Origin of the sequence: Sphingobacterium sp. R2 (assembly GCF_040760075.1) — a bacterium.
GTDB lineage: Bacteria > Bacteroidota > Bacteroidia > Sphingobacteriales > Sphingobacteriaceae > Sphingobacterium.
Map to the genome: position 1 here is coordinate 2,106,889 of NZ_CP142884.1, position 26,129 is coordinate 2,133,017.

The 26,129-nt window shown below is 39.7% G+C and carries 28 protein-coding genes and 1 other RNA gene; 20 read left to right on the plus strand and 9 right to left on the minus strand.

Annotated features, from left to right (window positions below):
- Positions 1–16 precede the first annotated feature (16 nt).
- The 14 genes from nrfD to VXM68_RS08850 all read left to right on the plus strand — a co-directional run bounded on the left by nrfD (position 17) and on the right by VXM68_RS08850 (position 12,808).
- Positions 17–1,501 carry an NrfD/PsrC family molybdoenzyme membrane anchor subunit gene (gene nrfD, locus VXM68_RS08785; RefSeq protein WP_367211035.1) on the plus strand — a complete coding sequence of 495 codons (1,485 nt, stop codon included), beginning with the start codon at positions 17–19 and terminating at the stop codon, positions 1,499–1,501.
- A 6-nt stretch (positions 1,502–1,507) separates the two neighbouring features.
- Positions 1,508–2,044 (plus strand): DUF3341 domain-containing protein, encoded by a 537-nt coding sequence (locus tag VXM68_RS08790; RefSeq protein ID WP_293956352.1) that lies wholly within the window; start codon positions 1,508–1,510, stop codon positions 2,042–2,044.
- Positions 2,016–2,666 (plus strand): cytochrome c, encoded by a 651-nt coding sequence (locus VXM68_RS08795; protein WP_293956353.1) that lies wholly within the window; start codon positions 2,016–2,018, stop codon positions 2,664–2,666. The genes VXM68_RS08790 and VXM68_RS08795 overlap by 29 nt, the downstream gene beginning before the upstream one ends.
- 19 nt (positions 2,667–2,685) lie before the next feature.
- Positions 2,686–3,921: a quinol:cytochrome C oxidoreductase gene (locus VXM68_RS08800; protein ID WP_294183983.1), complete on the plus strand. Its 1,236-nt coding sequence runs from the start codon at positions 2,686–2,688 to the stop codon at positions 3,919–3,921.
- A gap of 44 nt (positions 3,922–3,965) precedes the next feature.
- Entirely contained in the window at positions 3,966–5,303 is a 1,338-nt protein-coding gene (locus tag VXM68_RS08805; RefSeq protein WP_367211036.1) for a cytochrome c oxidase subunit II, read from the plus strand.
- A gap of 28 nt (positions 5,304–5,331) precedes the next feature.
- A complete protein-coding gene (locus VXM68_RS08810) occupies positions 5,332–7,203 on the plus strand; it encodes a cbb3-type cytochrome c oxidase subunit I (protein WP_367211037.1) in 1,872 nt (623 codons plus the stop codon).
- 80 nt (positions 7,204–7,283) lie between these two features.
- Positions 7,284–8,327 (plus strand): heme A synthase, encoded by a 1,044-nt coding sequence (locus tag VXM68_RS08815; protein WP_307187640.1) that lies wholly within the window; start codon positions 7,284–7,286, stop codon positions 8,325–8,327.
- 73 nt (positions 8,328–8,400) lie between these two features.
- Positions 8,401–9,306: a heme o synthase gene (gene cyoE, locus VXM68_RS08820; protein WP_293956358.1), complete on the plus strand. Its 906-nt coding sequence runs from the start codon at positions 8,401–8,403 to the stop codon at positions 9,304–9,306.
- Complete coding sequence (locus VXM68_RS08825; RefSeq protein WP_293956360.1) at positions 9,306–9,887, plus strand: cytochrome c oxidase subunit 3; 582 nt, start codon at positions 9,306–9,308, stop codon at positions 9,885–9,887. Before cyoE ends, VXM68_RS08825 begins: the two co-directional genes overlap by 1 nt.
- 9 nt (positions 9,888–9,896) lie before the next feature.
- Positions 9,897–10,631 (plus strand): cytochrome c oxidase subunit 3, encoded by a 735-nt coding sequence (locus tag VXM68_RS08830; RefSeq protein ID WP_121125511.1) that lies wholly within the window; start codon positions 9,897–9,899, stop codon positions 10,629–10,631.
- 27 nt (positions 10,632–10,658) lie between these two features.
- The gene (locus tag VXM68_RS08835; RefSeq protein WP_209578650.1) at positions 10,659–11,036 is read left to right on the plus strand and encodes a cytochrome C oxidase subunit IV family protein; all 378 of its coding nucleotides are present in this window, start codon (positions 10,659–10,661) and stop codon (positions 11,034–11,036) included.
- A 9-nt stretch (positions 11,037–11,045) separates the two neighbouring features.
- Positions 11,046–11,774 (plus strand): SCO family protein, encoded by a 729-nt coding sequence (locus tag VXM68_RS08840; protein ID WP_367211038.1) that lies wholly within the window; start codon positions 11,046–11,048, stop codon positions 11,772–11,774.
- Positions 11,775–11,781: 7 nt separating this feature from the next.
- Entirely contained in the window at positions 11,782–12,327 is a 546-nt protein-coding gene (locus VXM68_RS08845) for a DUF420 domain-containing protein (RefSeq protein WP_367211039.1), read from the plus strand.
- Between the two features lie 25 nt (positions 12,328–12,352).
- A complete protein-coding gene (locus VXM68_RS08850) occupies positions 12,353–12,808 on the plus strand; it encodes an ABC transporter ATPase (protein ID WP_367211040.1) in 456 nt (151 codons plus the stop codon).
- Between the two features lie 115 nt (positions 12,809–12,923).
- Here the strand turns inward: VXM68_RS08850 and mtgA are convergent, their stop codons facing one another.
- The gene (gene mtgA, locus VXM68_RS08855; protein WP_312363747.1) at positions 12,924–13,688 is read right to left on the minus strand and encodes a monofunctional biosynthetic peptidoglycan transglycosylase; all 765 of its coding nucleotides are present in this window, start codon (positions 13,686–13,688) and stop codon (positions 12,924–12,926) included.
- 137 nt (positions 13,689–13,825) lie between these two features.
- Between mtgA and mutS the strand changes: the two genes are divergently transcribed.
- Positions 13,826–16,432 carry a DNA mismatch repair protein MutS gene (gene mutS, locus VXM68_RS08860; RefSeq protein WP_367211041.1) on the plus strand — a complete coding sequence of 869 codons (2,607 nt, stop codon included), beginning with the start codon at positions 13,826–13,828 and terminating at the stop codon, positions 16,430–16,432.
- A 128-nt stretch (positions 16,433–16,560) separates the two neighbouring features.
- On the opposite strand, the gene VXM68_RS08865 is transcribed toward mutS, so the two are convergent.
- Positions 16,561–17,715 (minus strand): hypothetical protein, encoded by a 1,155-nt coding sequence (locus VXM68_RS08865; RefSeq protein ID WP_367211042.1) that lies wholly within the window; start codon positions 17,713–17,715, stop codon positions 16,561–16,563.
- Between the two features lie 97 nt (positions 17,716–17,812).
- Between VXM68_RS08865 and VXM68_RS08870 the strand changes: the two genes are divergently transcribed.
- Positions 17,813–18,520, plus strand: coding sequence for a tRNA1(Val) (adenine(37)-N6)-methyltransferase (locus VXM68_RS08870; protein WP_367211043.1), 708 nt, complete (start codon positions 17,813–17,815; stop codon positions 18,518–18,520).
- Positions 18,521–18,523: 3 nt separating this feature from the next.
- A complete protein-coding gene (locus VXM68_RS08875; protein WP_293886085.1) occupies positions 18,524–19,018 on the plus strand; it encodes a metallophosphoesterase family protein in 495 nt (164 codons plus the stop codon).
- A 170-nt stretch (positions 19,019–19,188) separates the two neighbouring features.
- Here the strand turns inward: VXM68_RS08875 and VXM68_RS08880 are convergent, their stop codons facing one another.
- Positions 19,189–19,524, minus strand: a complete 336-nt coding sequence (locus VXM68_RS08880) for a MerR family transcriptional regulator (protein WP_209578639.1) — start codon at positions 19,522–19,524, stop codon at positions 19,189–19,191.
- Between the two features lie 165 nt (positions 19,525–19,689).
- On the opposite strand from VXM68_RS08880, the gene VXM68_RS08885 reads away from it, so the two are divergent.
- Positions 19,690–20,049, plus strand: coding sequence for a hypothetical protein (locus VXM68_RS08885; RefSeq protein ID WP_367211044.1), 360 nt, complete (start codon positions 19,690–19,692; stop codon positions 20,047–20,049).
- 89 nt (positions 20,050–20,138) lie between these two features.
- Here the strand turns inward: VXM68_RS08885 and accD are convergent, their stop codons facing one another.
- The 5 genes from accD to dprA all read right to left on the minus strand — a co-directional run bounded on the left by accD (position 20,139) and on the right by dprA (position 24,362).
- Positions 20,139–20,981 carry an acetyl-CoA carboxylase, carboxyltransferase subunit beta gene (accD, locus tag VXM68_RS08890; RefSeq protein ID WP_209578637.1) on the minus strand — a complete coding sequence of 281 codons (843 nt, stop codon included), beginning with the start codon at positions 20,979–20,981 and terminating at the stop codon, positions 20,139–20,141.
- A gap of 220 nt (positions 20,982–21,201) precedes the next feature.
- Positions 21,202–21,299, minus strand: an RNA gene (ffs, locus tag VXM68_RS08895) — signal recognition particle sRNA small type.
- 106 nt (positions 21,300–21,405) lie between these two features.
- Positions 21,406–21,633, minus strand: a complete 228-nt coding sequence (locus VXM68_RS08900; protein ID WP_312331515.1) for a DUF6814 family protein — start codon at positions 21,631–21,633, stop codon at positions 21,406–21,408.
- Positions 21,626–23,131 carry an MFS transporter gene (locus VXM68_RS08905; RefSeq protein ID WP_367211045.1) on the minus strand — a complete coding sequence of 502 codons (1,506 nt, stop codon included), beginning with the start codon at positions 23,129–23,131 and terminating at the stop codon, positions 21,626–21,628. The genes VXM68_RS08900 and VXM68_RS08905 overlap by 8 nt, the downstream gene beginning before the upstream one ends.
- Before the next feature lie 112 nt (positions 23,132–23,243).
- Positions 23,244–24,362, minus strand: a complete 1,119-nt coding sequence (gene dprA / locus VXM68_RS08910) for a DNA-processing protein DprA (RefSeq protein ID WP_367211046.1) — start codon at positions 24,360–24,362, stop codon at positions 23,244–23,246.
- A gap of 206 nt (positions 24,363–24,568) precedes the next feature.
- On the opposite strand from dprA, the gene VXM68_RS08915 reads away from it, so the two are divergent.
- Positions 24,569–24,802, plus strand: a complete 234-nt coding sequence (locus VXM68_RS08915) for a hypothetical protein (RefSeq protein ID WP_367211047.1) — start codon at positions 24,569–24,571, stop codon at positions 24,800–24,802.
- 86 nt (positions 24,803–24,888) lie between these two features.
- The gene (locus tag VXM68_RS08920) at positions 24,889–25,479 is read left to right on the plus strand and encodes a hypothetical protein (RefSeq protein ID WP_367211048.1); all 591 of its coding nucleotides are present in this window, start codon (positions 24,889–24,891) and stop codon (positions 25,477–25,479) included.
- Here the strand turns inward: VXM68_RS08920 and rsmG are convergent, their stop codons facing one another.
- Positions 25,480–26,115: a 16S rRNA (guanine(527)-N(7))-methyltransferase RsmG gene (gene rsmG / locus VXM68_RS08925; RefSeq protein WP_293956375.1), complete on the minus strand. Its 636-nt coding sequence runs from the start codon at positions 26,113–26,115 to the stop codon at positions 25,480–25,482. It abuts the gene before it with no gap.
- Positions 26,116–26,129: the final 14 nt, after the last annotated feature.

Here is a 26,129-nt window from a genome sequence, read left to right on the forward strand (position 1 = left end):
TTGAAATAAAAATACTATGTCATCGCATAACGAATCAATATTAAGAGAACCATTAATGACCGGTAAGGACATTACGTATGCAAAAATTACGGATGATATCTTACTACCGGTTGAAAATAAACCAAATAAAGCATGGTGGATTGGTTTTACCGTAGCTGCATTGGGTGCTTTACTATGGGTAGTTAGCGTTAGTTATACCTTTTGGACAGGTATCGGCGCTTGGGGTCTGAATAAAACTGTAGGCTGGGCTTGGGATATCACCGACTTCGTATGGTGGGTAGGTATCGGTCACGCGGGTACGTTGATTTCAGCTGTATTATTAATCTTCCGCCAGAACTGGCGTAATTCAATCAACCGTTCCGCTGAGGCGATGACGATCTTCGCGGTAATCTGTGCGGCAACATACGTTGTTGCTCACATGGGTCGTCCTTGGTTGGCGTATTGGATTTTCCCACTTCCAAATCAATTTGGATCACTTTGGGTAAACTTTAACTCTCCTTTGGTATGGGATGCATTCGCGATCTCGACTTACTTCACCGTATCCTTGGTATTCTGGTACTGTGGTTTGTTGCCGGATATCGCGACAATTCGTGACCGTGCTACTGGATTAAAACAAAAAATCTATTCGGTATTATCATTCGGATGGAATGGTTCGGTTAAGACTTGGCAACGTTTTGAAATCGTGTCATTGATCTTGGCTGGTATTTCCACGCCGTTGGTACTTTCTGTACACACAATCGTATCCATGGACTTTGCCACTTCGGTTATCCCTGGATGGCACACGACGATCTTCCCTCCATATTTCGTGGCAGGTGCGATCTTCTCTGGTTTTGCGATGGTACAGACTTTATTGTTGATCTTACGTAAAGTAATGAACTTTGAGAACTACATCACGATGTTCCACATTGAGTCGATGAATATCATTATAATGACGACAGGTTCTATCGTAGGTGTGGCTTATTTGACTGAGTTGTTTATCGCCATGTACTCTCGTTCAGAATACGAAATGTATGCGTTCGAGAACCGTATGTTGGGTCCATACGCCTGGGCTTACTGGTCAATGATGACGTGTAACGTAATTTCTCCACAGTTATTCTGGTTCAAAAAAATCCGTACAAGTATTCCGATCTCTTGGATCTTATCGATTGTTGTAAACATCGGTATGTGGTTTGAACGTTTTGTAATTATCGTGACTTCATTGCACCGTGATTACTTACCTTCATCTTGGGCAATGTTCTACCCAACTTGGACAGACGTAGGGATCTTTGTAGGTTCGATTGGACTTTTCTTTACATTGTTCTTATTGTTCTTACGTTTCTTACCGGGTATTGCTATCGCCGAAGTGAAATTGTTGTTGAAATCATCTTCATTACAACATAAAACTAAGTTGGCTCAAGAAGGTGCATTCCCTGACGAACAAGTGAAGTACTTCCAAGAATCATTGGAGAAATATGATTCAGTGACAGAAGAAGAGATTAAAGAATTATCAGTTAGAAAATAATCAGCAATGAGCAATACAAAATATATATTAGGTAGTTTTGCGGATCCCGATGATATGATGCATGGGATCGACAAATTGCAAGCAAACAATATAAGTATTTACGACTGCTTTACTCCGATGCCTATTCACGGTATCGAGGCAAAGCTGGGTGTGAAACCTTCTCGCTTGCCTATCGCAGCATTTTGCTTTGGAGCATTAGGAACGACATTAGGTTTTAGTTTGTTGTATTATACAATGGCGTACGATTGGCCGATGAATATCGGTGGTAAGCCATCTTTTGGTATGCCGAACTTTGTTCCGGTTACGTTTGAGGTTACGATTTTATTGTGTGCTTTGGGTATGGTTGCTACATTCTTCTTCCGTAACCACTTATTCCCTGGACGTGCACCTCGTGTAATGGACTTGAGAGCAACAGATGACCGTTTCATCCTTGCAGTAGATGCCAATGAAAATACAGATCACGCTTTGATCGATAGCTTATTGAAAGAAGCTGGTGCTGTTGAAGTTAAGTACAATGATAGAAAATATGTTAGCTATGAATAAGAAGAATTTACTTGGAACGCTTTGCGCCGCTGTGGCATTGACAGCACTTGTTTCTTCTTGTGGTGACAAAACAACTCGTAGTACAGGTTTAGAGTTTTCTCGTAACATGTACGATCCGCTTGCTTTCAATCCGGATCAACCTAATGCGAATTTTGCTGATGGTAAAACAGCACAAACACCTCCTAAAGGTACAGATCCTATCGGTTTTACTCGTTTTGAGTATGCCAATACATTAGAGGATTATGAGCGTGCCGGAAGAGAAGTAAAAAGTCCTTTGGTCGTAAATGCCGAAAATCTTGAAAAAGGTAAAGCTTTGTTCACTACGTATTGCTCTGTATGCCATGGTGTAGAGGGTAAAGGTGATGGTCCTATCACCAAAGATCGTAGCGTGACAGATTCAAGAGGTACCCGTCAATTAGAGAACTTCCCGCCGCCACCATCTTATCAGCGCACAGATGCGGCGAACTCTTCACGAGGTGGTTTGATGGCTGACTTGACTGATGGTAAAATTTACCATACAATTTATTACGGACACAACTCCATGGGATCACATGCATCTCAATTATCTCCAGAGGAGAGATGGAAAGTTGTTATGTATGTTCACGAATTACAAAAGAAATAATCTAACATCAGATATATAAATGGGAACTCACAGTCATCATCACGATTATAATTTCAACGAGCGATACGAGTTTGCTGGCAAAGCTAAAATGTTCAGTATTATCGCTGTTGTACTAGGTATAGCTGCTGTAGCTATTGGGTTGCTTTCGGGCGATCACGTTACTGTAGAGCGTACTTATGCCAACTTGTTATTGATGGGTTATTACTTTACATGTGTATGCGCAGCTGGAACATTCTTTGTTGCCTTGCAATATGTGACCCAATCTGCATGGTCTGCAGGTTTGGTACGTATACCTCAGGCTATGGCGAGTGTTTTACCAATTGCTTCATTGATTTTATTGGTTATTGTAGGTTTAGGTTTAACTACACATAATTTATATCATCACTGGAATGCAGACGGTATCACTGATCCGCATAGTACAAATTATGACCCTATCATCGCAGGTAAGTCTGCTTATTTAAATGTTCCATTCTTCTTGATCCGTCAAGTAGTATTTATGGGTACATATAGCATATTTGCAGTTATTTTTGCGAAGCTTTCTTATAAGGAAGATTTGGAAGGCGGATTGGCTTCTTATAAAAAGTCATTCAAATTGTCAGCAATCTTCTTGGTTATTTTCGGTTTTACCACGCCTATCTGGTCTTTCGATACCGTGATGTCTTTAGAAGCACACTGGTTTTCGACGATGTTCGGATGGTATAACTTTGCAGCAATGTGGGTAAGTGGTATTTCATGTATTACCATCATTGTTGTTGTATTGAAAAAAGCGGGTTATATGAACTGGGTAAACGAAAATCATTTGCACGATTTGGGTAAATTGATGTTCGGTTTCTCGATCTTCTGGACTTACGTCTGGTTTGCACAATTCATGTTAATTTGGTATTCAAATATGCCAGAGGAAACAGTTTATTTCTACAAACGTTGGGAACCGGAATACAAACCTTGGTTTTGGTTAAGTATTATCATTAACTTTGTGGCACCTTTGTTATTGTTGGTAGACCGCGATGCGAAACGTAAACAAAATGTCATGTTGTTCGTCGGTATTCTATTATTGGCTGGTCACTGGCTTGATTATTACATCATGATTATGCCAGGTACGGTAGCAGAGCACAGAGGATTTGGTGTCATTGAAATCGGAACTGCGCTTGGTTTCTTAGGTTTGTTCACTTTCTTAGTGTTTAGCAAATTAAGCAAGCAGGCATTGGTGCCTAAAAATCATCCTTTGTTGGACGAGAGTTTGCATCACCAAATATAGTTTCACTTTTAAAGGAAGGTTACGTAAAAAACGTTATAAAAGAAATGAGCTTTAAATTAAATAATAGATTCAAATCCATCTCGGGTTTTGTGCTTGCTCTAGGGTTGCTTTTTGCAAATCCTATCCTGGCGAGTCAACAAGATACAGTAGCATCTGATTCTGCAAAAGTGGCAACTACAGCGTTAGCGGCCCCTGCAGCGACGGATTCGGTTGCAAATGATACAACAGCGGCAGCAGGTACTGCTGCTGTTGCATCTACTAGTTCTGGTACAGAAGCTAGTGCAGCTGCTCCTGCTGTTGAAGAAGTGAAGCAGATAGACCCTCAGGTTTATAAAAACTTCACATATTATGTGTTGTTGTTCTTAGTTATCTGTACAGTGGTTGCCGTAATTGGCAAAGTACTTTCGATCTATGAACTGACAAGAAAAATGAACGGTAAATATAATCCGTTTGCGAATAACACATTTCAATCGTCATTGTTATTCATTTTCTTGGTCGTATTTCTTTATGGTGTGTATTGGTCCTATGTACATTGGGGAGCAGCTTATTGGCGCTCAGCAGTGACGGAGCATGGCGAGCGTATTGATACCATGTTTATCATTACGACAGCGATCACAACATTTGTATTGGTTATTACACACATTCTGTTGCTGACGTTTACATTTTTGTACCGTATGCGGGCAAAACGTCAAGCTTACTATTACCCTCATAACAATGCAATCGAGAAATTGTGGACAATTGTCCCTGCTGTCGTATTGACAGTATTGGTACTGTTTGGTTTCTTTACGTGGAGATCAATCACAAATATTCCTGAAGATCTTCAAAAGTCAGCATTACAGGTTGAGGTTCTTGGTGAGCAGTTTCAATGGAATGTTCGTTATGCTGGTTCAGATGGCATTATTGGTAAACGTAATTATAAAATGACGACGCCAACTAATCCATACGGTATTGACTTTAATGATAAAAATTCTTGGGATGATATTCAAGGATCTGAAATTTGGTTGCCTGTCAATAAACCTGTACGTTTCCATATCATTTCAAAAGATATTATTCACTCTTTCTACATTCCGGATTTCCGCGTTCAGATCAATGCGGTACCAGGGATGACCAACTATTTCCAATTCACACCTACTGTAACGACAGAAGAGATGCGCGACCGTTTGGGTGATTATAACTATGACTTCGTCATGTTGTGTAATAAGATCTGTGGATCTGGTCACTACAATATGCAGAAGAAGGTTGTTGTCGTAACAGAGGAGAAATATAAAGAATGGTTAGCTAAGCAAAATAAATATTTTACTGAGGATTTGCAAAAAGAGTTCAGTGGAAAAACAGCTAACGTGAAAAAGGATAGTGTACAAGTTACAGCATCTTTGAACTAATTAAGAATTTTTGAATATAAAATCGAATATGTCAAGTACAGTAATATCGCATAGCGCTGAACATCACGATTCGCACGGCCATCATCACGAGGAGTCGTTCATCAGAAAGTATATCTTCTCGGGTGACCACAAGATGATTGCTAAGCAATTCTTGATCACTGGTATCATCATGGCAGTTTTTGCGATGCTTTTATCAGTATTATTCCGTATCCAATTAGCATGGCCGGATAAAGAGTTCCCTATATTAGAAGTATTCTTAGGTAAGTGGGCTGAAGGTGGACGTATAAAACCGGAGTTTTTCCTTTCCTTGGTAACCATTCACGGTACCGTAATGGTATTCTTCGTGTTGACGGCTGGTCTGTCAGGTACTTTTAGTAATTTATTGATTCCATATCAAATCGGAGCACGCGATATGGCATCTCCTTTTATGAACATGTTGTCCTACTGGTTGTTCTTTGTAGCATCGGTAATTATGGTTGCATCGTTCTTCGTAGAAAGTGGACCTGCTTCTGCTGGTTGGACAATCTACCCGCCACTATCGGCTGTTCCTACCGCGATCGCAGGATCTGCAACAGGTATGACCTTGTGGTTAGTGAGTATGGTTCTATTTGTAGCTTCACAGTTGATCGGTGGTATTAACTATGTAAGTACAATTTTGAACATGCGTACAAAAGGAATGGACTTATGGAAAATGCCTTTGACAATCTGGGCGTTCTTCTTAACTGCTATCGTGGGTATGTTGTCATTCCCAGTATTGGTTTCAGCGGTTGTTCTTCTGATTTTTGACCGTGCTGCTGGTACGTCATTCTATTTATCGGATCTTGTTGTTCAAGGACAAATTTTACCAAACGAAGGTGGTTCTCCAATTCTGTTCCAGCACTTGTTCTGGTTCTTAGGTCACCCTGAGGTATATATCGTTGTTATGCCAGCTTTGGGTCTAACATCTGAGGTTATTGCTACAAACGCTCGTAAACCAATCTTTGGTTACCATGCCATGGTATATTCTTTAATCGGTATTACTGTATTATCGTTTATCGTATGGGGTCACCACATGTTTGTAACGGGTATGAATCCGTTCTTGGGTGGTGTATTTATGATTACAACACTGATTATCGCAGTTCCTTCCGCTGTAAAAGCCTTTAATTACCTTGCAACATTGTGGAAAGGTAATATCCGTTTCACTCCTGCAATGATGTTTGCTATCGGTTTAGTATCCTTCTTTATCTCTGGTGGTTTGACAGGATTGTTCCTAGGTAATGCAGCGTTAGATATCAACTTACACGATACGTATTTTGTTGTTGCCCACTTCCACTTGGTAATGGGATCGGCGTCAATCTTCGGTATGCTTTGTGGTGTTTACCACTGGTATCCTAAGATGTTCGGTCGTATGATGAACACAAAATTAGGTTATTTACACTTTTGGTTGACTTTCATAGGTGCTTATCTGGTATTTTTCCCAATGCACTTTATGGGTATTGATGGTGTTCCCCGCCGGTACTATGCATTTACAGAATTTGCTTTCATGGCGAAGTGGGTTTCTGTAAATAAATTGGTTACTTGGGCTGCGATTATCGCTGCCTTAGGTCAGGTAGCATTCTTATGGAATTTCTTTACATCGATTTTCTTCGGTAAGAAAGCGCCTCAAAATCCTTGGCAATCTAACACATTGGAATGGACTACTCCGGTTGAGCATATTCATGGTAACTGGCCAGGTGAGATTCCAACTGTGCACCGTTGGCCTTACGATTACAGTAAGCCAGGTCATGGTGAGGATTTTATTCCTCAAGATGTTCCTTTCTCTCAAACCATGAGTTCTAACTTACCTCATGATTTTGAAGGAGATGAGGAAGCTGAGCGTATCCAGGCAGAATGGAATGCTCAAAATGGTAGAAAAGACTAATAGAATCTTATCAATAGAGTAGGAGCAATCCTACTCTATTTTATAGAAGTTTGTATTTTTTAAGAGGTAGGGGTAGTATTATGTTTCCAGCAGCTGAAAAGCGATTTATAAAGACCAATTTGATAACGATCATTGTGTTGTTTTTGGTCATTGTTGCTGGAGGAGTGGTTCGGAGTACAGGGTCAGGTATGGGATGCCCAGATTGGCCAAAATGTTTTAACCGTATTGTTCCTCCCACAGATATTTCTCAATTACCTCAAGGATATGAACAGCATTATATCGAAGGAAGAGCAAAGAAGAACGAACGTTTCGCGAAGATTGTAGAATTTTTCGGGGATAAGGAAATGGCTTACAAACTCCGTACCGATAAGAGTATTTTGCAACATGAAGAGTTTAATGTCGCAAAGACCTGGACGGAATATATTAATCGGTTGGTCGGTGTTGTTTCTGGATTTTGTTTGTTATTGACAGCGATTTATTCTTTCACCTATTTAAAATTAAGAAGTTCGATCGTTGTATGGTCAGTGATCAATCTTTTTGTTGTAGTCCTTCAGGCCTGGTTAGGATCAATTGTTGTATCGACCAATTTAATGCCATGGATTATTACAGTGCATATGCTTTTGGCGATTGTAATTGTTTGCATTAGTATTTATACTTATTTCAAAGCGGTTACTTTACGAAACAAAAGCCTACTGGTCAATCGTTCTTTGGGTATATTAAAAGGACTTGCTATAGCTTCTATTTTATTGATGCTAACACAAGTGATTGTCGGTACGGGTGTCCGGGAAGAGGTTGATTTGTTAACCGGTTCTACCATAGCCCGAACTGATTTTATAACGACTATCGGCCAGCAGTTTGAATTGCATCGCTGGTTGGCATATTGTTCTTTGATTTTAGTAATCGTATTATTCTTTTTGGTCCGCACAAGTTTTAATTCGGGGTCTAAGCAGTATAAATTTGCTTTGATTGCACTAATTCTAGTGGGTATCCAAATGCTATCAGGAATTATTTTAGCTCGATTTGCAATACCTGCCTTTGCACAGACAACACATTTGGTGGTGGCTACGCTCTTATTTGGAGCGCAGTTTTACTTGTTGTTATTGTTAAATAAGCAACGGCACTAATTACTGCAATCGGGATGTTTATGTTTAAAATGACGTGTTTAATTACACTGATAGTAGGAGGTCTCTTTTAGTTATGAAAGAATTTATTTCAGATTTTAAAAAGCTTGTTAAGTTGCGGCTTACGTTGACGGTGGTATTTTCTGCCTCAATTGCTTTTTTGATCGGATCAAAACAACAGGGTGATATCGTCTGGATCAACTGGTTATTGTTGACGTTAGGTGGTTTTCTGGTAACAGGGTCTGCCAATGGTTTTAACGAGATTATTGAAAAAGATTTGGATAAACTGATGAAACGTACGGAAGACAGACCCTTGCCGTCTGGCCGGATGACAACTGGACAAGCTTTGGTATTGAGTGTCTTTATGGGCATATTAGGGACCTTGGTACTTGTTCGATTGAATTTCGTAGCGGGTTTGCTATCTGTATTCTGTATTCTTCTTTACGCGTTTATCTATACACCTCTAAAAAGAAAATCGCCAATAGCAGTGTTTGTCGGTGCGTTTCCGGGTGCATTTCCTCCGTTGATAGGATATTATGCAGCCTTTTCGCAAGATGATTTAGCCTACTATAGTGGACATAACGAAGAGGCCATTATTATTATTCCTTTTGTATTGTTTGCTATTCAGTTTTTATGGCAGTTTCCGCATTTTTGGGCAATAGCCTGGGTGGTGGATGACGACTATAAATTAGCGGGCTTTCGCTTATTACCGACGACAAAACGTGATAAGATATCAGCCTTTATGGTATTTTTAACAGGATTGTTTATGATACCAGCAGGTTTTATACCGTATCATTTTGGCTTTGGTGGGATTTGGTTTACGGTTGTATCGGTAATTGGTGGATTGATGTTTGGTTATTATGGTTATTTGCTGTTTAAGAATTGTGATATTCCTTCGGCGAAGAAAGTGATGTTTACCTCATTTATCTATCTACCTGTGACACAACTCGTATTATTGCTTAACTTTATTCCGTTGAAATAATGTTAGATATACAAGCACAAACTGACGAGAAGTTAGTACAGAGAAAAGCCCAAAAGTTCAACCTATGGTTGGGTATGTTGGGTATGTTCATGATGTTTGCCGCGTTATCCAGTGGTTTCATAGTATATACAGCGAGTGGTGTGGACAAAGGCATTAAGACCTTGTTGCCTAACGCACTTTTGTATAGTACACTGGTGATTGTGGTGAGTAGTCTGACCATGTTTTTAGCGCATAGATCGGCTAAAAATGGTGAGCGTTCCAAACAGCGGTTGTTTTTGATAGCAACTTTTATTTTGGGAGTCGTATTTTTTGCCTTGCAAGTTCATGCTTGGAATGTATTGATCGATAGGGGTGTTTATTTTGTGAATAACAATGCATCGCAATCGTTTGTATATGTTTTTATATGGATGCACTTGGCGCATATTATTGCGGGTTTGATCGTTTTGATTGGCGCGATTATAGGAATTAACAAACTTCCTAAAGACGGCAATCTTTTCCGCATGGATCTTGCCAGTATTTTTTGGCATTTTCTCGATCTTTTATGGATTTATATATATGTTTTCTTACTTTTGAATCAATAATAGTAAACAATGAGTACAACAGTATCGCAATTGGATAAGGTAAAAACTGGTCCATGGAATGGTGGAAAATCACCTTGGAACTTAGAGTATGGAAAAATCATGATGTGGTTTTTCTTGGTAGGGGATGCCTTCACATTTTCTGCATTTTTGGTTTATTATGGCGCGCAACGCTTTTCTCATCCAACCTGGCCTGATCCAGATAAGATCTTCCAATCTATCCCTGGAATTGCGGAGCATGGTCAGCCATTGGTATTCGTCGGTTTGATGACCTTCATTTTAATTATGTCTTCGGTGACGATGGTGTTGGCCGTTGAGGCAGGCCACCGTAACCAAAAGAATGAGGTAGTTAAATGGATGTTGTGGACTATTTTGGGTGGTATCTGTTTCGTTGGTTGTCAGGCTATTGAGTGGACTCACTTGCACCACATGGGTTTTTGGTTTGGTAAAAATCCAGCAACTGGATTGGAAGGTGATGCTATCAAAACAGCATTATTACCTTATTTCACACACGATATTTCCTATACTTCCGCGTTACAATTTGCTAACTTGTTCTTTACAATTACTGGTTTTCACGGATTTCACGTTACAGTAGGTATTATTTTAAATATCATCGTGTTATGTATGACATTAAATAATACATTTGAAAACCGTGGTTCTTACCTCATGATCGAAAAAGTAGGTTTGTATTGGCACTTTGTGGATTTAGTATGGGTATTTGTTTTTACATTCTTCTACTTAATCTAATTACGCAATAAATAATTTTAGATAGCTATGTCACAATATCAAGATAATATCGCTCATGGAGAGCATGCTCACGAAGGTGGGATGGATAAAAAAGCCATTTGGAGAGTATTTGGCGTGCTTTTAGCGCTTACTTGTCTAGAGTTCTTAATTGCATTGGGCTTTGTACACCATTGGCAAATTTTAGCGAAGGGTGCATTGGTAAATACCATTTACATTGTACTTACTTTGGTTAAAGCTTATTATATCGTTGCATTCTTTATGCACTTAAAATTCGAAAAATCGAGCTTTATCGTTACCGTTGGAATTGTCTTTATTTTTATTATTTATTTTATTGTTTTGATGCTTGTTGAAGGGGGGCATTTGGCTTCTGTTTTTCAAGAACATCAATTATTTCCCAATAAATAGATAAAGTGAATGGATAATAATACTGGACAAAAGAAAGGTATTAAAACTATATTGATCCTGGCCGTAATTCTTTTACTGCCAGGATTTTTATATTTTATACTGAATAAAAGCGGGTCGAACAGCTATGCTTCTTTGCCAATCTTTGGAAAGAAGGAAGTCCCTGGCACTACCCATCGAAAATGGGGGCGGGCCATCATGGACACAATTTATCATACCGTACCCTCGGTTGATTTTGTTAATTACGATGGTAAAAAGGTGCATCTATTGGATAATGATACGACGCTTTCTGTGGTGCATCTGATGTATTCTAGGGATGCTTCGTTATCAAGGACGATGATTAAGCGACTTGATCAGATTGCTAATCGATTTATTCAGAATAGGAAGGTTAAGTTGTATTCGATTACCGTTGATACTACTTATGATACACCGGAGGTATTGGCAAAATATGTAAAAGTTTACAAGCCCTGGACCAAATCTTGGTTTTTTGTGACGAAGCCTTCTGTGGATATCTTTAAATTTGCGAAAGAAAGTCTTTTACAGGATGCGCTTGTCAACCCTGATGGTAGCAAGCCATTTATAATCGGATCAAATTATCTGTTGCTCGATACCAAAGGTAGGATAAGAGGAATATACGATATCAATGTGAAGACTGACGTTGATCGTCTTGAGGATGAAATTAAATTATTGTTGGTCGAGGAAATCCGGAACCATCCAGCTACTATAGAACAAAAAAGGTAATTATATCATGGGAGAGAGTCTCAACACAGAGAAAAAGTATAGTAAGTGGATTTGGCTACTATCTATTGTGATTCCAATAGTAGTCGCTATCCTTTTTACAGTGAATTTGCAGAAATTGGGTTATAATGTGAAGCCGCTTACATTTTTACCTCCGATCTATGCTACGATAAATGGCATTACTGCTGTATTGCTTTTTTGGGCTGTAGTGGCAATAAAAAGGGGGAATAAGGCGTTGCACGAACGTTTGATCAAGTGCTGCATCGCTTGCTCTTTGGCATTTTTAGCGATGTATGTTGCCTATCACATGACTTCGATCGAAACAAAGTATGGAGGTGAGGGCATTTGGAGACCGATCTATTTTTTCATCCTGATCACGCATATTCTGCTTTCTATTATCATTATTCCTTTTGTACTTTTTACATTTGTACGCGGTATATCGGGATCTTATGAACGCCATAAGAAATTAGCTCGAATTACCTATCCGATGTGGTTATATGTTGCTGTTACAGGAGTAATTGTTTATTGGATGATTTCTCCATATTATATTGGTTAATTTAAGCAAGGAAGGGAGTTTATTTATGAAACGTATTTGGATTTATCAGGCTGATCGCATATTGTCTCAAGAAGAAAGCACGCAAATTTCGCACGAATTGATGGCTTTTGCCGAACAGTGGAAAGTGCATGGAAAGCCGCTTTCGGCTTCTGCGGAATTGCGTGATGGGCTTTTTGTGATTCTTAAAGTGGACGAGGAAATCGCCGCTGCTTCTGGTTGCTCGATTGACAGTTCGGTGCGCTTTTTAAAAGGCATTGAATCTAAATATAATATTCAATTATTTGACCGTATGCAGTTCGCATACAAGTCGGAGCATGGGATCGCTGTAGTTAACCGTGATGGATTTGAAAAGTTGTTGGCTGAGGGTATCATCAATGACGATACTTTAGTATTTGATAATACCATTACACAGGAGCATCAAATGGAAAATGCGTGGGCCGTACCTTTCCACAGCAGTTGGCATAAGCGACTTTTTAAATAATTTATATTATAATGACCACTAAGGGCCATAGTACTGAACTATGGCCCTTAGTGGTTTGATACACTGCATCGTTTTTGCCACTTTCAGGGCCTTCGCCAAAGGGATGATTATCCGCTTACTCAGGAATGGTATAATGGTGCATGTATTTTGCAATTGCATTTGCGCGTCTATTGACATACGTAGAAGGGTTGCGTGCATCCCATTCTCTGGGATTTGGCAATATCGCTATGATTAGGGCAGCTTGCTTTTTGGAAAGATTGCTCCCTGTCTTGCTAAAGTAATATGCTGCCGCGGCGTCAGCACCATAGACCCCTTGTCCCATTTCAATCACATTAAGATAAACTTCAAGAATTCTTTTCTTACTCCAAAAGGTCTCAATAAGTACGGTGAAGTAGGTTTCGAATCCTTTTCTCAACCAAGATCTTCCTGGCCATAGAAATACATTTTTAGCTACCTGTTGGCTAATGGTACTTCCTCCACGCAGTTTTTTGCCTTGTGCATTTTTTTTAATGGCATTTTGAATTCCCTTTAAGTCAAAACCCCAGTGGGTCATAAAATGGGCATCTTCTCCTGCAATAGCGGCTAACTTGAGGTTATCGGACAGCTCATCGTAATCCAACCAATTTTTTTTCAATTTGAAGCCTTTTCCTTGTTCTTTCAGTTCGAATCCGCGTTGAATCATCAGCCAAGTAATTGGAGGGTTGATAAAACGTAAGCTAATGACCCAAAACAGTGTAATACCGATGAAATAGAGAATTACTCGTGTGAGAATACGTAGTATGGGCGACTTTATTGACTTCAACGGGTTAAATGAATTCTTTTTGAAGGTGTTTTTTTGTGTGCTGGACGTATTTTGTTTACCAGTTCTTTTGATGGCCATGACTAATTTTTTTCGCTTACAAACTTAGCTTATATTCTTGTTTAATGGAAATGATTTTGTTGAGAAGTTGAGTGTATCGTTTGCCAAAGCGATGTTATTATCCTATTTTTACGCTTCATAAAAATTGAGTTTAAAAGTTGGCAAAAGAAAAGAAAGTAACCCCATTGATGCAACAGTACAATGCGATCAAGATTAAGTATCCTGGAGCGTTGTTGTTGTTCCGTGTTGGCGATTTTTACGAGACATTTGGTGAGGATGCAATTAAGGCTGCTCAGATTTTGGGTATTGTTTTGACGAAGCGTGGAAATGGCTCGGAATCGGAAACGGCATTGGCTGGTTTTCCGCATCATTCGTTGGAAACTTATCTTCCGAAACTGGTGCGTGCTGGTCAAAGGGTGGCTATTTGCGATCAACTGGAGGATCCGAAAGCTACGAAAACAATAGTTAAGCGTGGCGTGACAGAGCTGGTAACCCCTGGTGTTTCTTACAATGACAACATTGTTCAACAGAAGTCCAATAATTACTTGGCATCAATTTTTATCGAAAAAGAACGGATTGGAATTTCTTTTCTGGATATTTCAACAGGTGAATTCTTAGTTGCTCAGGGAAGCGTCGCTTATATCGATAAATTGCTTCAAGGGTTTAAACCGACAGAAATTATTCTCTCCAAAAAACAGAGCAAGGATTTTATCGAGCAATTTGGAGCTCAGTATTACACCTATTTTCTAGATGAATGGCCTTACACGGGCGACTATGCCACTGAAACATTATTGAAACATTTTGAAGTTTCATCGATGAAAGGATTTGGAGTTGACCGTATGTCTACGGGTATTGTTGCCGCTGGTGTGGCTTTACATTACCTCAATGAGACCGAGCACCGTAACTTGCAGCATATCTCTACGCTTGCCCGCATCGAAGAAGACCGTTACATGTGGCTGGACCGTTTTACGATTCGCAATCTGGAATTAATCGGCTCGATGAATGAAAATGCAGTCACGTTATCGGATGTATTGGATCATACATCTAGTCCAATGGGAGCGCGCTTGCTTAAGCGCTGGATTGTAATGCCCTTGAAAGATAAAAAGAGTATTCAGGAGCGATTGAATGTTGTGGATTTCTTTTTCGCTAACCGCGATCTAAGGGATGAGTTGATTAGCCAGATCAAGCAAGTAGGCGATCTGGAACGCTTAATCTCAAAGATCGGGCTTCAGAAAGCGAATCCAAGGGAAATCGTGCAGTTGAAGCGTGCGTTATTTGCTATAGAGAAGTTGAAAGAACTTACAGATCGCAAAGATGCAAATGCACTGCGTACGATTTCGGGACAATTGGATGCCTGTACTGCTATCCGTGAGCAAATTGAGCTGCAGATTCAGGCAGAACCACCTGTTGCCATCAATAAAGGAAGTGTAATTGCGGATGGGGTTGATGCGGAACTGGATCGATTGCGTAAAATTGCCTTTGGAGGAAAGGATTATTTGCTGGAAATCCAAAAAAGGGAAGCTGAAATCACGGGTATTCCTTCCTTAAAAATAGCGTTTAACAATGTGTTCGGCTATTACCTGGAGGTTACTAATACACATAAAGACAAAGTTCCAACTACTTGGATACGTAAGCAGACCTTGGTCAATGCCGAGCGTTATATTACGGAGGAACTTAAAGAATATGAAGAACAGATTCTTGGAGCCGAAGAAAAGATTCAGGCTTTAGAGAGTAGGTTGTATGCTGAGCTGTTGATTTCGATCGCCGAATACATTAAACCTATTCAGCTGGACGCACAGTTGATTGCTAAGCTGGATGTACTACTCAACTTTGCTGTTGTGGCGGAGAAGAATTATTATGTGAAACCAGAAGTTAGTGAGAGCAAGATTTTAGATATAAAAGGTGGAAGACACCCTGTTATCGAAAAAAATCTACCGGTGGGCGAAGATTATATCACGAATGATACGTTTTTAGATCCGAAGACACAACAGATAATTATCATTACGGGGCCTAATATGGCGGGTAAATCAGCGCTGCTTCGTCAGACTGGATTGATTGTACTCATGGCACAAATAGGCTGTTTTGTTCCTGCCAAAGAGGCTAAAATTGGATTGGTTGACAAAATTTTTACTCGTGTCGGAGCATCGGATAATCTTTCTTCTGGAGAATCTACTTTCATGGTCGAGATGAACGAAACTGCGAGTATCATGAACAATCTATCGGACCGCAGTCTTATTCTTTTGGACGAAATTGGCCGTGGTACAAGTACATATGATGGAATTTCTATTGCTTGGGCCATTGCGGAATTTTTGCATAATCACCCGGCTGCCAAAGCAAAAACACTATTTGCGACTCACTACCATGAATTGAATGAACTGACAACTTCTTTGGATCGTATCAAGAACTATAACGTCACTGTAAAGGAGGTCAATAATAAAGTTATTTTCTTGCGGAAACTTGTGCCGGGAGGTTCAGAACATAGTTTTGGTATACATGTAGCCAAGTTGGCAGGGATGCCGCAAAAATTGCTCAATCGCGCTAACCAGATTTTAAAGAGGTTGGAGCAGGAGCGTACTGGTGGAGAGCAGATTAAGGATAGTATGCGTAAGATCCAGAAACAGGCTTATCAGTTACAGATGTTTTCGATTGATGATCCTGTCCTAAACAAGATTAGGGATATGTTGAATAATTTGGATGTTAACTCGCTGACTCCGGTCGAAGCATTGATGAAACTGGATGAAATTCAGCGGTTGCTAAAGCATTAATCTTTCTTATCATACTCGGAGTAATGCTTAAAATAGGGCTTATTTTTCGATTGGAATAGCACAGTAGCGTGCTATCTTGGTTGTACAAGCATATACTGACTTATTCATTTTGGATTACCGACATTTTCTTAAAATCTAAAGCATAGTGCTAAGCTTCCGTAGTTGGCTTGGATGGGGCTCAGTACTTTGCTACTTGCGTCATACGGTGCGTAATGATAGCCTAGTTCGAAGCCGATGTATTTTTGGTTTTTCATGCGAAATAGTGAGGAAATACCAAGTCCGAGGTGAATATTGTTGATGGTAACCATATTTTCTGTGTATCCACCATCATAATAGTAACCATCCGGATCATAATAGCCTGAAGAATACGTATTCTCTGTAATGCCGGTATCTGTGATATCAATACCTAGTATGGCTTTTGGAATCAGGATGAATTGGTCGTTGTCAAAAACTTTATAGCCTACAGCACCTCCCATAAAAGCGGTCGCTGTTGAATTGACTGCTACTTCTGATCCATCATAATTATAGTCGATATCGCGATCGTTTGCGTTGATGCGTACCTTTAAACCTCCTTCAAAGATCAATTTCCTTTCTAAGGAGCTCATCAGCATAAATCCGAGCGTTACGTTTGTACCGAACACTTTGTTGCCTCCTCCTAGCGGGCTCATCACGCCAATGGAAGGTACATAGCCTAGTTTGGCCTTATGCCGGTCTTTATATCCTTTAGGGGTTGGAAATCGTTGTTCATCACTTTGTGTATTGGCTTGTTTGTCTGGAATTTCTTCAATTTGTGTATCGGCAAAGAGATGAAGGATATTTGTTTCCTGGCCGCTTAATGTATAATTATCAGATGCAAGTAGTGCTTTTGCTCTTAATTTGATAAGGTTATCTAGTGGATGGCGTAATGGATAGAAATGGAATTTTGCTTTATTTTGCTCATATTGGGTAGTAAAATCTTCTTGATCTGCTGCATCGAGCCTTTGGAGCAGGCTCTTATCAAATTGATTGTTCCAGTATAGGTCGATCGCTGTCGTGCTATTTTTCTTTTCAATAATGAGTATTAGGATGCGTAGTCTTTGTATATATTCGTTGATGCCGCAGCTTGCTTGTATAGTGTTCAGTAAGGGGACAATTTTTTCAAACTCATTGTTGTTTAAGGCTTTTGTCAACAAAGGAAGGGTTTCAACCGTATATCGTTCACAATTTTCCTGTGCATGCACGGGTGTGGTGGAAAGGATGCTACTGATGATCAACATGAAAAAAGCAAACTGGCGGATACTCATGGTTTATCTAGATTTATTGCAGACTAAATTAGTAAATAAATCGCAGGATATATTCGTTTGTTTGCGCCAACGGCTTTAAAAGTTTTATCTTTGGTCTATGGCGTCGATATTTCGATTTAAAGAATTTGAGGTTGATCAGTCTGATTGTGCAATGAAGATTAACACAGACGGCGTATTATTGGCTTCATTGTTGGAAGCGGGGACTTTAGGTCGAATTCTGGATATCGGTACAGGAACGGGAGTCATTGCATTGATGTTGGCTCAACGGTTTGCGCACAGTTGGGTAGAGGCTGTCGAGATGGACTCTTTAGCTGCTGCGATGGCAGATAAAAATTTTCGTCATTCCGTTTTCTGTGAACGGCTTAAGCTTCACGCCTGTGCCTTTCAGCGTATGGAAATGGCAGAGCCTTATGATTTGATTGTTTCGAATCCACCATTTTATACCGATTCACTCCATAATCCTGACGATCGAAAGAAGCTCGCGCGGCATGCTGACCTGGATTTTTTTGCTGAATTATTGGATTTCGCTTCTTTACGCTTATCGAATCAGGGGAAATTAATTCTGATCGTTCCTACTACTTTGGCAGATATACTGATGAAGATTTCAGCAGAGCACGCTCTTTATTGTTGTGCTGAAGTTCAGATAAGTTCTTTTGAAGGTGGATCCGTCATCCGTAAGATTATTACATTTGAACGGAAGCCTGTCGAATCGGTTGCTGTACGTGAGTTTGTTATATACGCAGGGAAGGGTATTTATTCAGCAGCTTATCGCAGCGTATTGGCCCCTTATTTTTTAGCTTTTTAGGTTATGACAAAAATCGGATTACTTTCGGATACACATTCTTTTCTAGACGAAGCGGTATTTACTCATTTTGCAGCCTGCGACGAGATCTGGCATGTCGGAGATTTTGGTGAAGGTGTTATTGCAGACCGGCTGGCTTCTTTTAAACCATTACGCGGCGTGTATGGAAATATTGATGGTCAGGATATTCGTCTGCAATTTCCTGAAGATTTGAGATTTAGATGTGAGGAAGTAGACGTTTTTATGACGCATATTGGTGGCTATCCAGGGAAATATGCTGCGCGTGTTAAGGGGGAATTAATGAAAAATCCTCCGAAGTTATTTATCACAGGACACTCACACATTTTAAAGGTGATGTTCGATCCCAAAATACAATGCCTTCACCTCAATCCTGGGGCAGCAGGAAAGCACGGCTGGCATAAAGTGCGCACATTGATGCGATTTGACATTCATGCGGATAAAATTGAAAATCTTGAGGTAATTGAGCTGAATGGGCGTTAGACAAAGCGGCTACCATTTGTTTCCAGCAGAAGATCCACCGTGGGCTGTTTATCTTGGTATGTCACGTTTTGAAAAATAGATGCATCGTCTTTGCTCTATTAGACAGTGTTGCTCCGTATGCTCTTGGGGACTTCTGTTCAACAAAAGGATTTCTGCAGTAAATAGGGTTGTTATAAGGAATCACGAACTTCAACAAGAAAGCTCTTTAGACGTTCAAGTGAATCGATAACGCGTTGGTTCTCTTTTGCTTCTGATTTGTTGTCTCGCAGATAATCGCGTGCTCCTTGAAGCGTATAACCTTTGTTTTTAACCAGATTGAAAATAATTTTTAAATTGGCAATATCTTCCTGTGTAAAAAGGCGATTACCTTTTTTATTCTTTTTAGGTTGTAAAATATCAAACTCACGCTCATAAAAACGTATTTGGGAGGCGTTTACTTCGAACATCTCTGTAACTTCTCCCATAGTATAATACAATTTATTTATTTCACGCTCTTTGTACGGCATATCTTCACAATTAATCTATAGCAAACTTAATAAAAATTCCTATTCAAAAAGAAATTTTTGCGATCATCTTATGTAGTGACTCAATGAAAGCGAACAAAGTAATCTAATCTATATGTAATCGCTAATTATTGTGGGTAAGCGTAAATTTTTATAAGTTTGATTCGTGTGAAAAGGGTTAAAGTATTAGGTATGGTTATCGTTAGCAAATTTTGGACAAATTTATTTTCTTTTGGGAGAGCGAATGCAATTACTATTTATCCCTTTATCTTTTTAAAAAGCACTTCTTTCAAATGCAACGAGAATCTGATCCGTCATGAACGTATACATTTGCGTCAAGCGCTTGAATTGGGTATTCTCTTCTTTTATGTATGGTATCTTATTGAATTTGTCTTTCGCTTTATTCAATTGAAAGATTTTCATGGCGCTTATCTGCATATTTCTTTTGAGCGGGAAGCGTATGATAAGGAAGGTGAACCGGACTATTTAAACAGGAGAAGGCTATGGTCATTTTGGCGATATCTTTGAATAGGACTATTTGATGGTGTTTAAAAAGAGAAAAGCGGTACCAAAACTATTTTTGGTACCGCTTTCTGTTTTATCTTCTGGAAGATTAATTATCCGACTAATTTTAGATAAGTAGCTACCTTGTTTTTCAACTGTCTGCGGTCGACAATGAAATCTAAAAATCCATGTTCAAGAACAAATTCTGAAGTCTGGAACCCTTTTGGTAGATCCTTTTTTATTGTTTCTTTAATGACACGTGGGCCAGCAAACCCGATTAACGCACCTGGCTCTGCAATATTTACATCACCCAACATGGCATAAGATGCTGTAACTCCCCCCGTTGTTGGATCTGTCAGCAAACAGATATACGGAAGGCCTGCTTTGGCCAATAGGGCTAATTTAGCCGAAGTTTTAGCCATTTGCATCAATGAAAATGCAGCTTCCATCATGCGTGCACCGCCTGATTTTGAGATGAGCATAAATGGAATTTTATGCGCAATACAGTAATCTATCGAGCGTGCTATTTTCTCACCGACCACTGACCCCATTGATCCGCCGATAAAACTAAAGTCCATACAGGCGATAACAATATCTTGGCCATTCATTTTTCCATGTCCAGAACGTAAGGCATCTTTAAGGCCTGTTTTGGCTTGGCTTTCTTTTAAACGATCGGGATATGGCTTTGAATCGAAGAATTCTAATGGGTCACCCGAACTGAGATTGGGAAATAGTTCGGTAAATTCGTTATTGTCAAATAAAATTGAAAAATATTCTTTGGAGCCAATTCTTAAATGGTGGCCACAATATTGACAAACATAGTCATTTTCTACTTGTTCAAGATGCAATAATGGCTTTTTGCAAGTGGGACATTTGTTCCACATGCCATCAGGTGCTTCTTTTTTATTAGCGGTAGCTGTGCTAATACCAGCTTTTTCTCTTTTAAACCAACTCATACGATAGTTCTTATTCGATTACAAACTTATATAAATTTGAGTTTATATACAATTATAATTATGTTGAATGTGTAGGCCACGCGATGAAAACGCCTTGTCTAACAGGCCTTCTATTCATAATGGGACTATGGGCCACCATTGGGCTATATAAGACATTGAGCTGATTATTAGATTGAAATTAATTTTGGAGTGGCAGTTCAGCCAAAAATTAGGGCACAAAAAAGGGTAAGCTACTTCTATCGCACCGCTCAACCAAATACCCTTGCTTTGTTCCCAACCTGGGGGAGTCAATGGGAGCTGGTCGTAGAAGACTTACCCGTCACAAAAGTAGAAAAAAAAACAGTTTTAGGAAAGAAAAAATGCTATTTTATCTTATGCGATTGATTATCATGCTGATAATTTATTTTGAAGTGGTTAAAAACACTTACATTTTGTTTTGATCATATTCTCCCAATAGCGAATAATACCCAAATAGGCCAAGTCCAATGGAGATAATCGGTGTTAAGATACATAGGATAATGATTCCAAATACTACATCTTCCTGGTGGCCGGTGGAGATTTTTGGCAATGCCAGTTCAAAAACGGAAAAATAAGCGGTGAAAAGCGCTAAAGTAATCCAGAGTATGCCAAGTAATTTTTTGATATTATTCATGATTAGTGGGCGTTGATTTGTTATTGATATAAATACTGCCGATGATAAAACATACAATTGCGATAATAATCGGATACCATAGTCCCGCAAGATAAAATTGTGGTGTCTGAGCTACTTCGGCATTGGTCGTTAGGTAAGTGGATACGGCGGGTAGGAGTCCACCGAATATTCCGTTTCCAACATGGTAAGGCAAAGACATGGACGTGTAGCGGATCTTTACCGGGAACAGTTCGACGAGAAAGGCTGCAATGGGACCGTATACCATGGTAATATAAATCACCTGAATAAAGATGAGGAGAATGAGGCATATGTAGTTCCAGTTGGCAATATGAACAGTTGTTGTGACTGTTTGCTGGCCTTTTAGTTTGCCCGATTGGTGTATTGTTTTAGTACGATTGATTTCGGTTCCGTCGTCATATTGTGTTTTGACAACTGATTTTATTTCTGTTTTTTCTGTAACCGTCGGACTTTCGACTGTTTCATTCAGTTTGACTTTGTGCGCTGCATTGGAAAGTTGGTACATCGATTCATAAATTGGGCGATAGGTCAATACAGCGAGTAACATACCGCCGAGCATAATCCACTTTCGTCCAATTTTGTCACTGAGCCATCCAAACACGACAAAAAATGGTGTCCCTAAAAGTAGGGCTATCCCAAGAATGGTATCTGCCTGATCCGATTGTAGGTGCATCACTGTTTTCATGAAACTCATGGAATAGAACTGTCCGGTGTACCAAACAACACCTTGTCCCATGGCGGCACCAAATAGTGCGAGCAGCACAAATTTGAGGTTGTATCGGTTGCCGAAACTTTCTTTTAAAGGATTTGTACTTGTTTTACCTTCTGCTTTAGCTTTGCTAAATTCGGGTGACTCCTTCATTTTTTTACGAATAAGGTAGGAGACATATACCATAACTAAAGAGAGTAAGAAAGGAACCCGCCATCCCCAGATGTCAAATTGTGATTCGGTGAGAAGGCTTTTGGTCAGTAGGATGACGACTAGTGATATAAAGAGGCCAAATGTCGCTGTTGTCTGTATCCAGGAGGTCCAGTATCCTCGCTGCCCAATAGGCGCATGCTCGGCCACGTAAGTGGCTGCGCCGCCATATTCTCCACCGAGGGCAAGACCTTGTAACAGGCGAAGGATCAAAACGAGCAGGGGAGCCCAAAATCCGATGCTTTCATAGCTTGGAATGCAGCCTATAAGAAATGTTGCTCCGCCCATAAGCATTAAGGTAACCATAAACGTATATTTTCGACCGATGATATCACCTAGTCGGCCAAAAAATAGGGCACCAAATGGGCGAATGACAAATCCAGCCGCAAATGTGGCTAATGTGGAAAGGAAAGCAGCTGTTGGATTTTCTGCGGGGAAGAATTTGGTGGAAATTACGATCGATAGGCTCCCAAAGATAAAAAAGTCATACCATTCGATGAGTGTGCCCATGGAGGATGCGCCGATGACTTTCCAGATACTTTTTGTGTTGTTTTCGTTCATTAATTGTTTGTTTTGTTGGTTTAGTTTATGAATATTGGAAGTAACATGTCGTGCTTCTTACTTTGATATGTGCGATAATAGCAACGGCCTTTGGCTTTTTGGGTAAAGTGTATCAGTTTTTTTGAGCTTCTACCATTCCAACGGTTTTATATCTTTTGCCAGGCAGGGCATGAATGAATGATTGCATTTCGAGTTCCAGTAAGATTAATGCCAATTTGCTTTGTGGCCATTTTGTGAGTTCAATCAATTCATCTAATTCGAGTTGTCCCTTTTGTTGAATGAGCGTAAAAAGGAGTTGCTGATCTTTCGTCAATGTTAATGGGAGGCTAAGCTGTGGCTCCGCAGTTTTTTTGGTGATTTCCCAATTCATGAGGTATTCAAGATCCTGAAGTCCTCGAATCATATGTGCGCGGTTGGTTTTGATGAGGTAGTTGGTGCCTTCGGAGCTTTTTTCATAAATGGAACCTGGAAAAGCACATACATCACGGTTGTAGCTGTTGGCCAGCTCTGCAGTGATCAAAGCACCGCCTTTAATGGCTGCCTCCACGACGATGGTGACATCGGCGATCCCAGCTATAATTCGATTGCGCATAGGGAAGTTACCGCGTTCGGGTAAGGTATTGGATGTAAATTCTGTCAGTAAGCCGCCATGGTCTAACATTTTCGCGGCAAGCTCACGATGAGATGCTGGATAAATTCGATCGAGGCCATGTCCTAATACGGCAATGGTAGGTAGATTGTTCTTTAATGCATTGCGATGTGCCAATGCATCTATACCATAGGCAAGACCGCTAACAATCAAGGTGTCTTTGGATCCATTCATGGCGTCCAGCAGATCTTCGCATATTTTCTGGCCATAGTGGGTTGCATGCCTAGTACCAACAATACTAATGATCTTCGAACTGTTTAGCGGCTGGTTGCCCTTATAGTAGACAACAAGCGGAGCATCTTCACATTGGCGAAGTCTGTTTGGGTAATTTTCGTCTTCCAGCCACAAGGCTTGTATCTGATGTTTGTCGATAAAAGCAAGTTCTTTTTCGCAGGCGGGCATATAACTTTTGTTGTATATTGCTTCAGCGATTGACTCCCGTATTCCAGGAAGCTGCATCAATTCTCGTTTTGAATAGGTGAACACATCGGCTAGACTATGTCCTTGTTCAATGATATTACGTGCCGTTCGAGGGCCAATGCCCTTGATTTGCGTCAAAGCTATGGGATAAATTAGTTTCATAATTGGGTTTGTTTAAAGATAAGAAAAATATAAGTAGCTGCTGTACTTTTTGTTAGAATTGCTCGGAGCACTGTATTTTTTGTTCCAATTAAGCAATATCGATAAGAGGGGTAGGGACCAGGTTTAATATGGTAGGAAATATCGGTCTATTTTGGAAAGAGCGAAGAGGAATTGGTAACTTTGTTCGAATAATAAATATTTTAACGATGGAAATGAAAGAACCTTTTGATATTGAATTGGGAGATATAGTTTATTCTGTCTTCCCTGAGGAAGAGGATACCTATGTTATTTTTAAAGATGGCACGGAATACGTCAAGATTATTAAAGATAATGATACCAACTGGTTAAAATTGAATCCAGAGACAGAACTACCGATGTTCGGAATGGATGAGGAAATCAATCTCATTGGCCTTGAAATCAAAAGAGAGTTAGGGTATTAACTTTTTTAGTTAAAGATAGTTAAAGGCGGTTAAAGACTTTTTAACCTTATTTTTAATTGATTAGTTTTAGTTAATCAATTGTAAATATGGTGCGGATCGCATTTCTATCTTTATTGTTTTTTTGTTTCTATTTTTCATTTTATCGGCAGGGTATTTTTGCCTATCCAATAGTTTCTTATAATCAGGATACTATTGAGGAAAGAGGAAGTAAACGGGATACGCTTCGTTTGGATACTGTTTCGATCAAACGCAAATCAGCAGGGGATAAATGGGGTGAAAAAAAGGAGGAATATAAATCCATCTTTTTTTGGGGCGATACTAAAAATATGGTTACCCTTCCCCATCGAGGTGGGATTGCTGTCAATCTAAACAAGCTTTATAATAAATTTAGCCGGAAGGGACGAAATTCAAGGAAGCTCCAGCGTCAGTTTGAAAAGGAATACCATCAGGATCTGATCCGGGAAGAATGGTATCCGCTAACGCAGGAGTATAGTAAGTTGTCGGGAGATTCGTTGCGCAAATTTAGGATATACTATGAGCCTTCCTTAAAATGGTTTCGAGAGAATGATCGTTATGAGAAGATCGCTTATATCCATCAGTGTTTAAGAAACTACCTCGATTCTGTAGACATAATCCATAAGCGGCTTCAGTTTCCGATGGGTAATGCCAAGCTTTAACTACATTGGTACATAGACCAAATATTTTGTATCGAAGAACTCTTCTTTAAAGTAATCTGACAGTGGATGTAATTCTGCTTTAAGTTTGGATTCTTTGATTTCTTCAGTGAGATCGCCTCCTTTTAAATAAAGAATGCCATTGGGAATTCCGTTTTTATCTTTTTTTGAAAACTTGTTTCTTATCCAAGGTGTAAATTCAGCGAGTCTTGTTACCGCTCTTGATAGCACAAAGTCATATTTGTCGTCCAGCTGTTCGGCACGGATATGGTCCGCTTCGACATTATTAAGCCCTAATCCGGCTGCAACTTCCCGTACGACTTTTATTTTTTTGCCAATCGAATCGACCAAGTGGAATTTGACTTCTGGAAACATAATGGCCATTGGGATGCCCGGAAAGCCCCCTCCTGTCCCCACGTCCAAAATTTGTGTTCCAGGTGTAAACTCTTGGACAAATTTGGCGATACCCAGCGAGTGTAATACATGATGTAGGTAGAGGCTATCAATATCTTTACGCGATATGACATTGATTTGGCTATTCCAAAACGTATATAAATCGGCTAGCTTTGCAAACTGCTCTTTCTGACTTTCAGTCAGTTTTGGAAAATAATTATAGATGATATCGACTGTTGGATTCAAAGTGTGATGTTTTA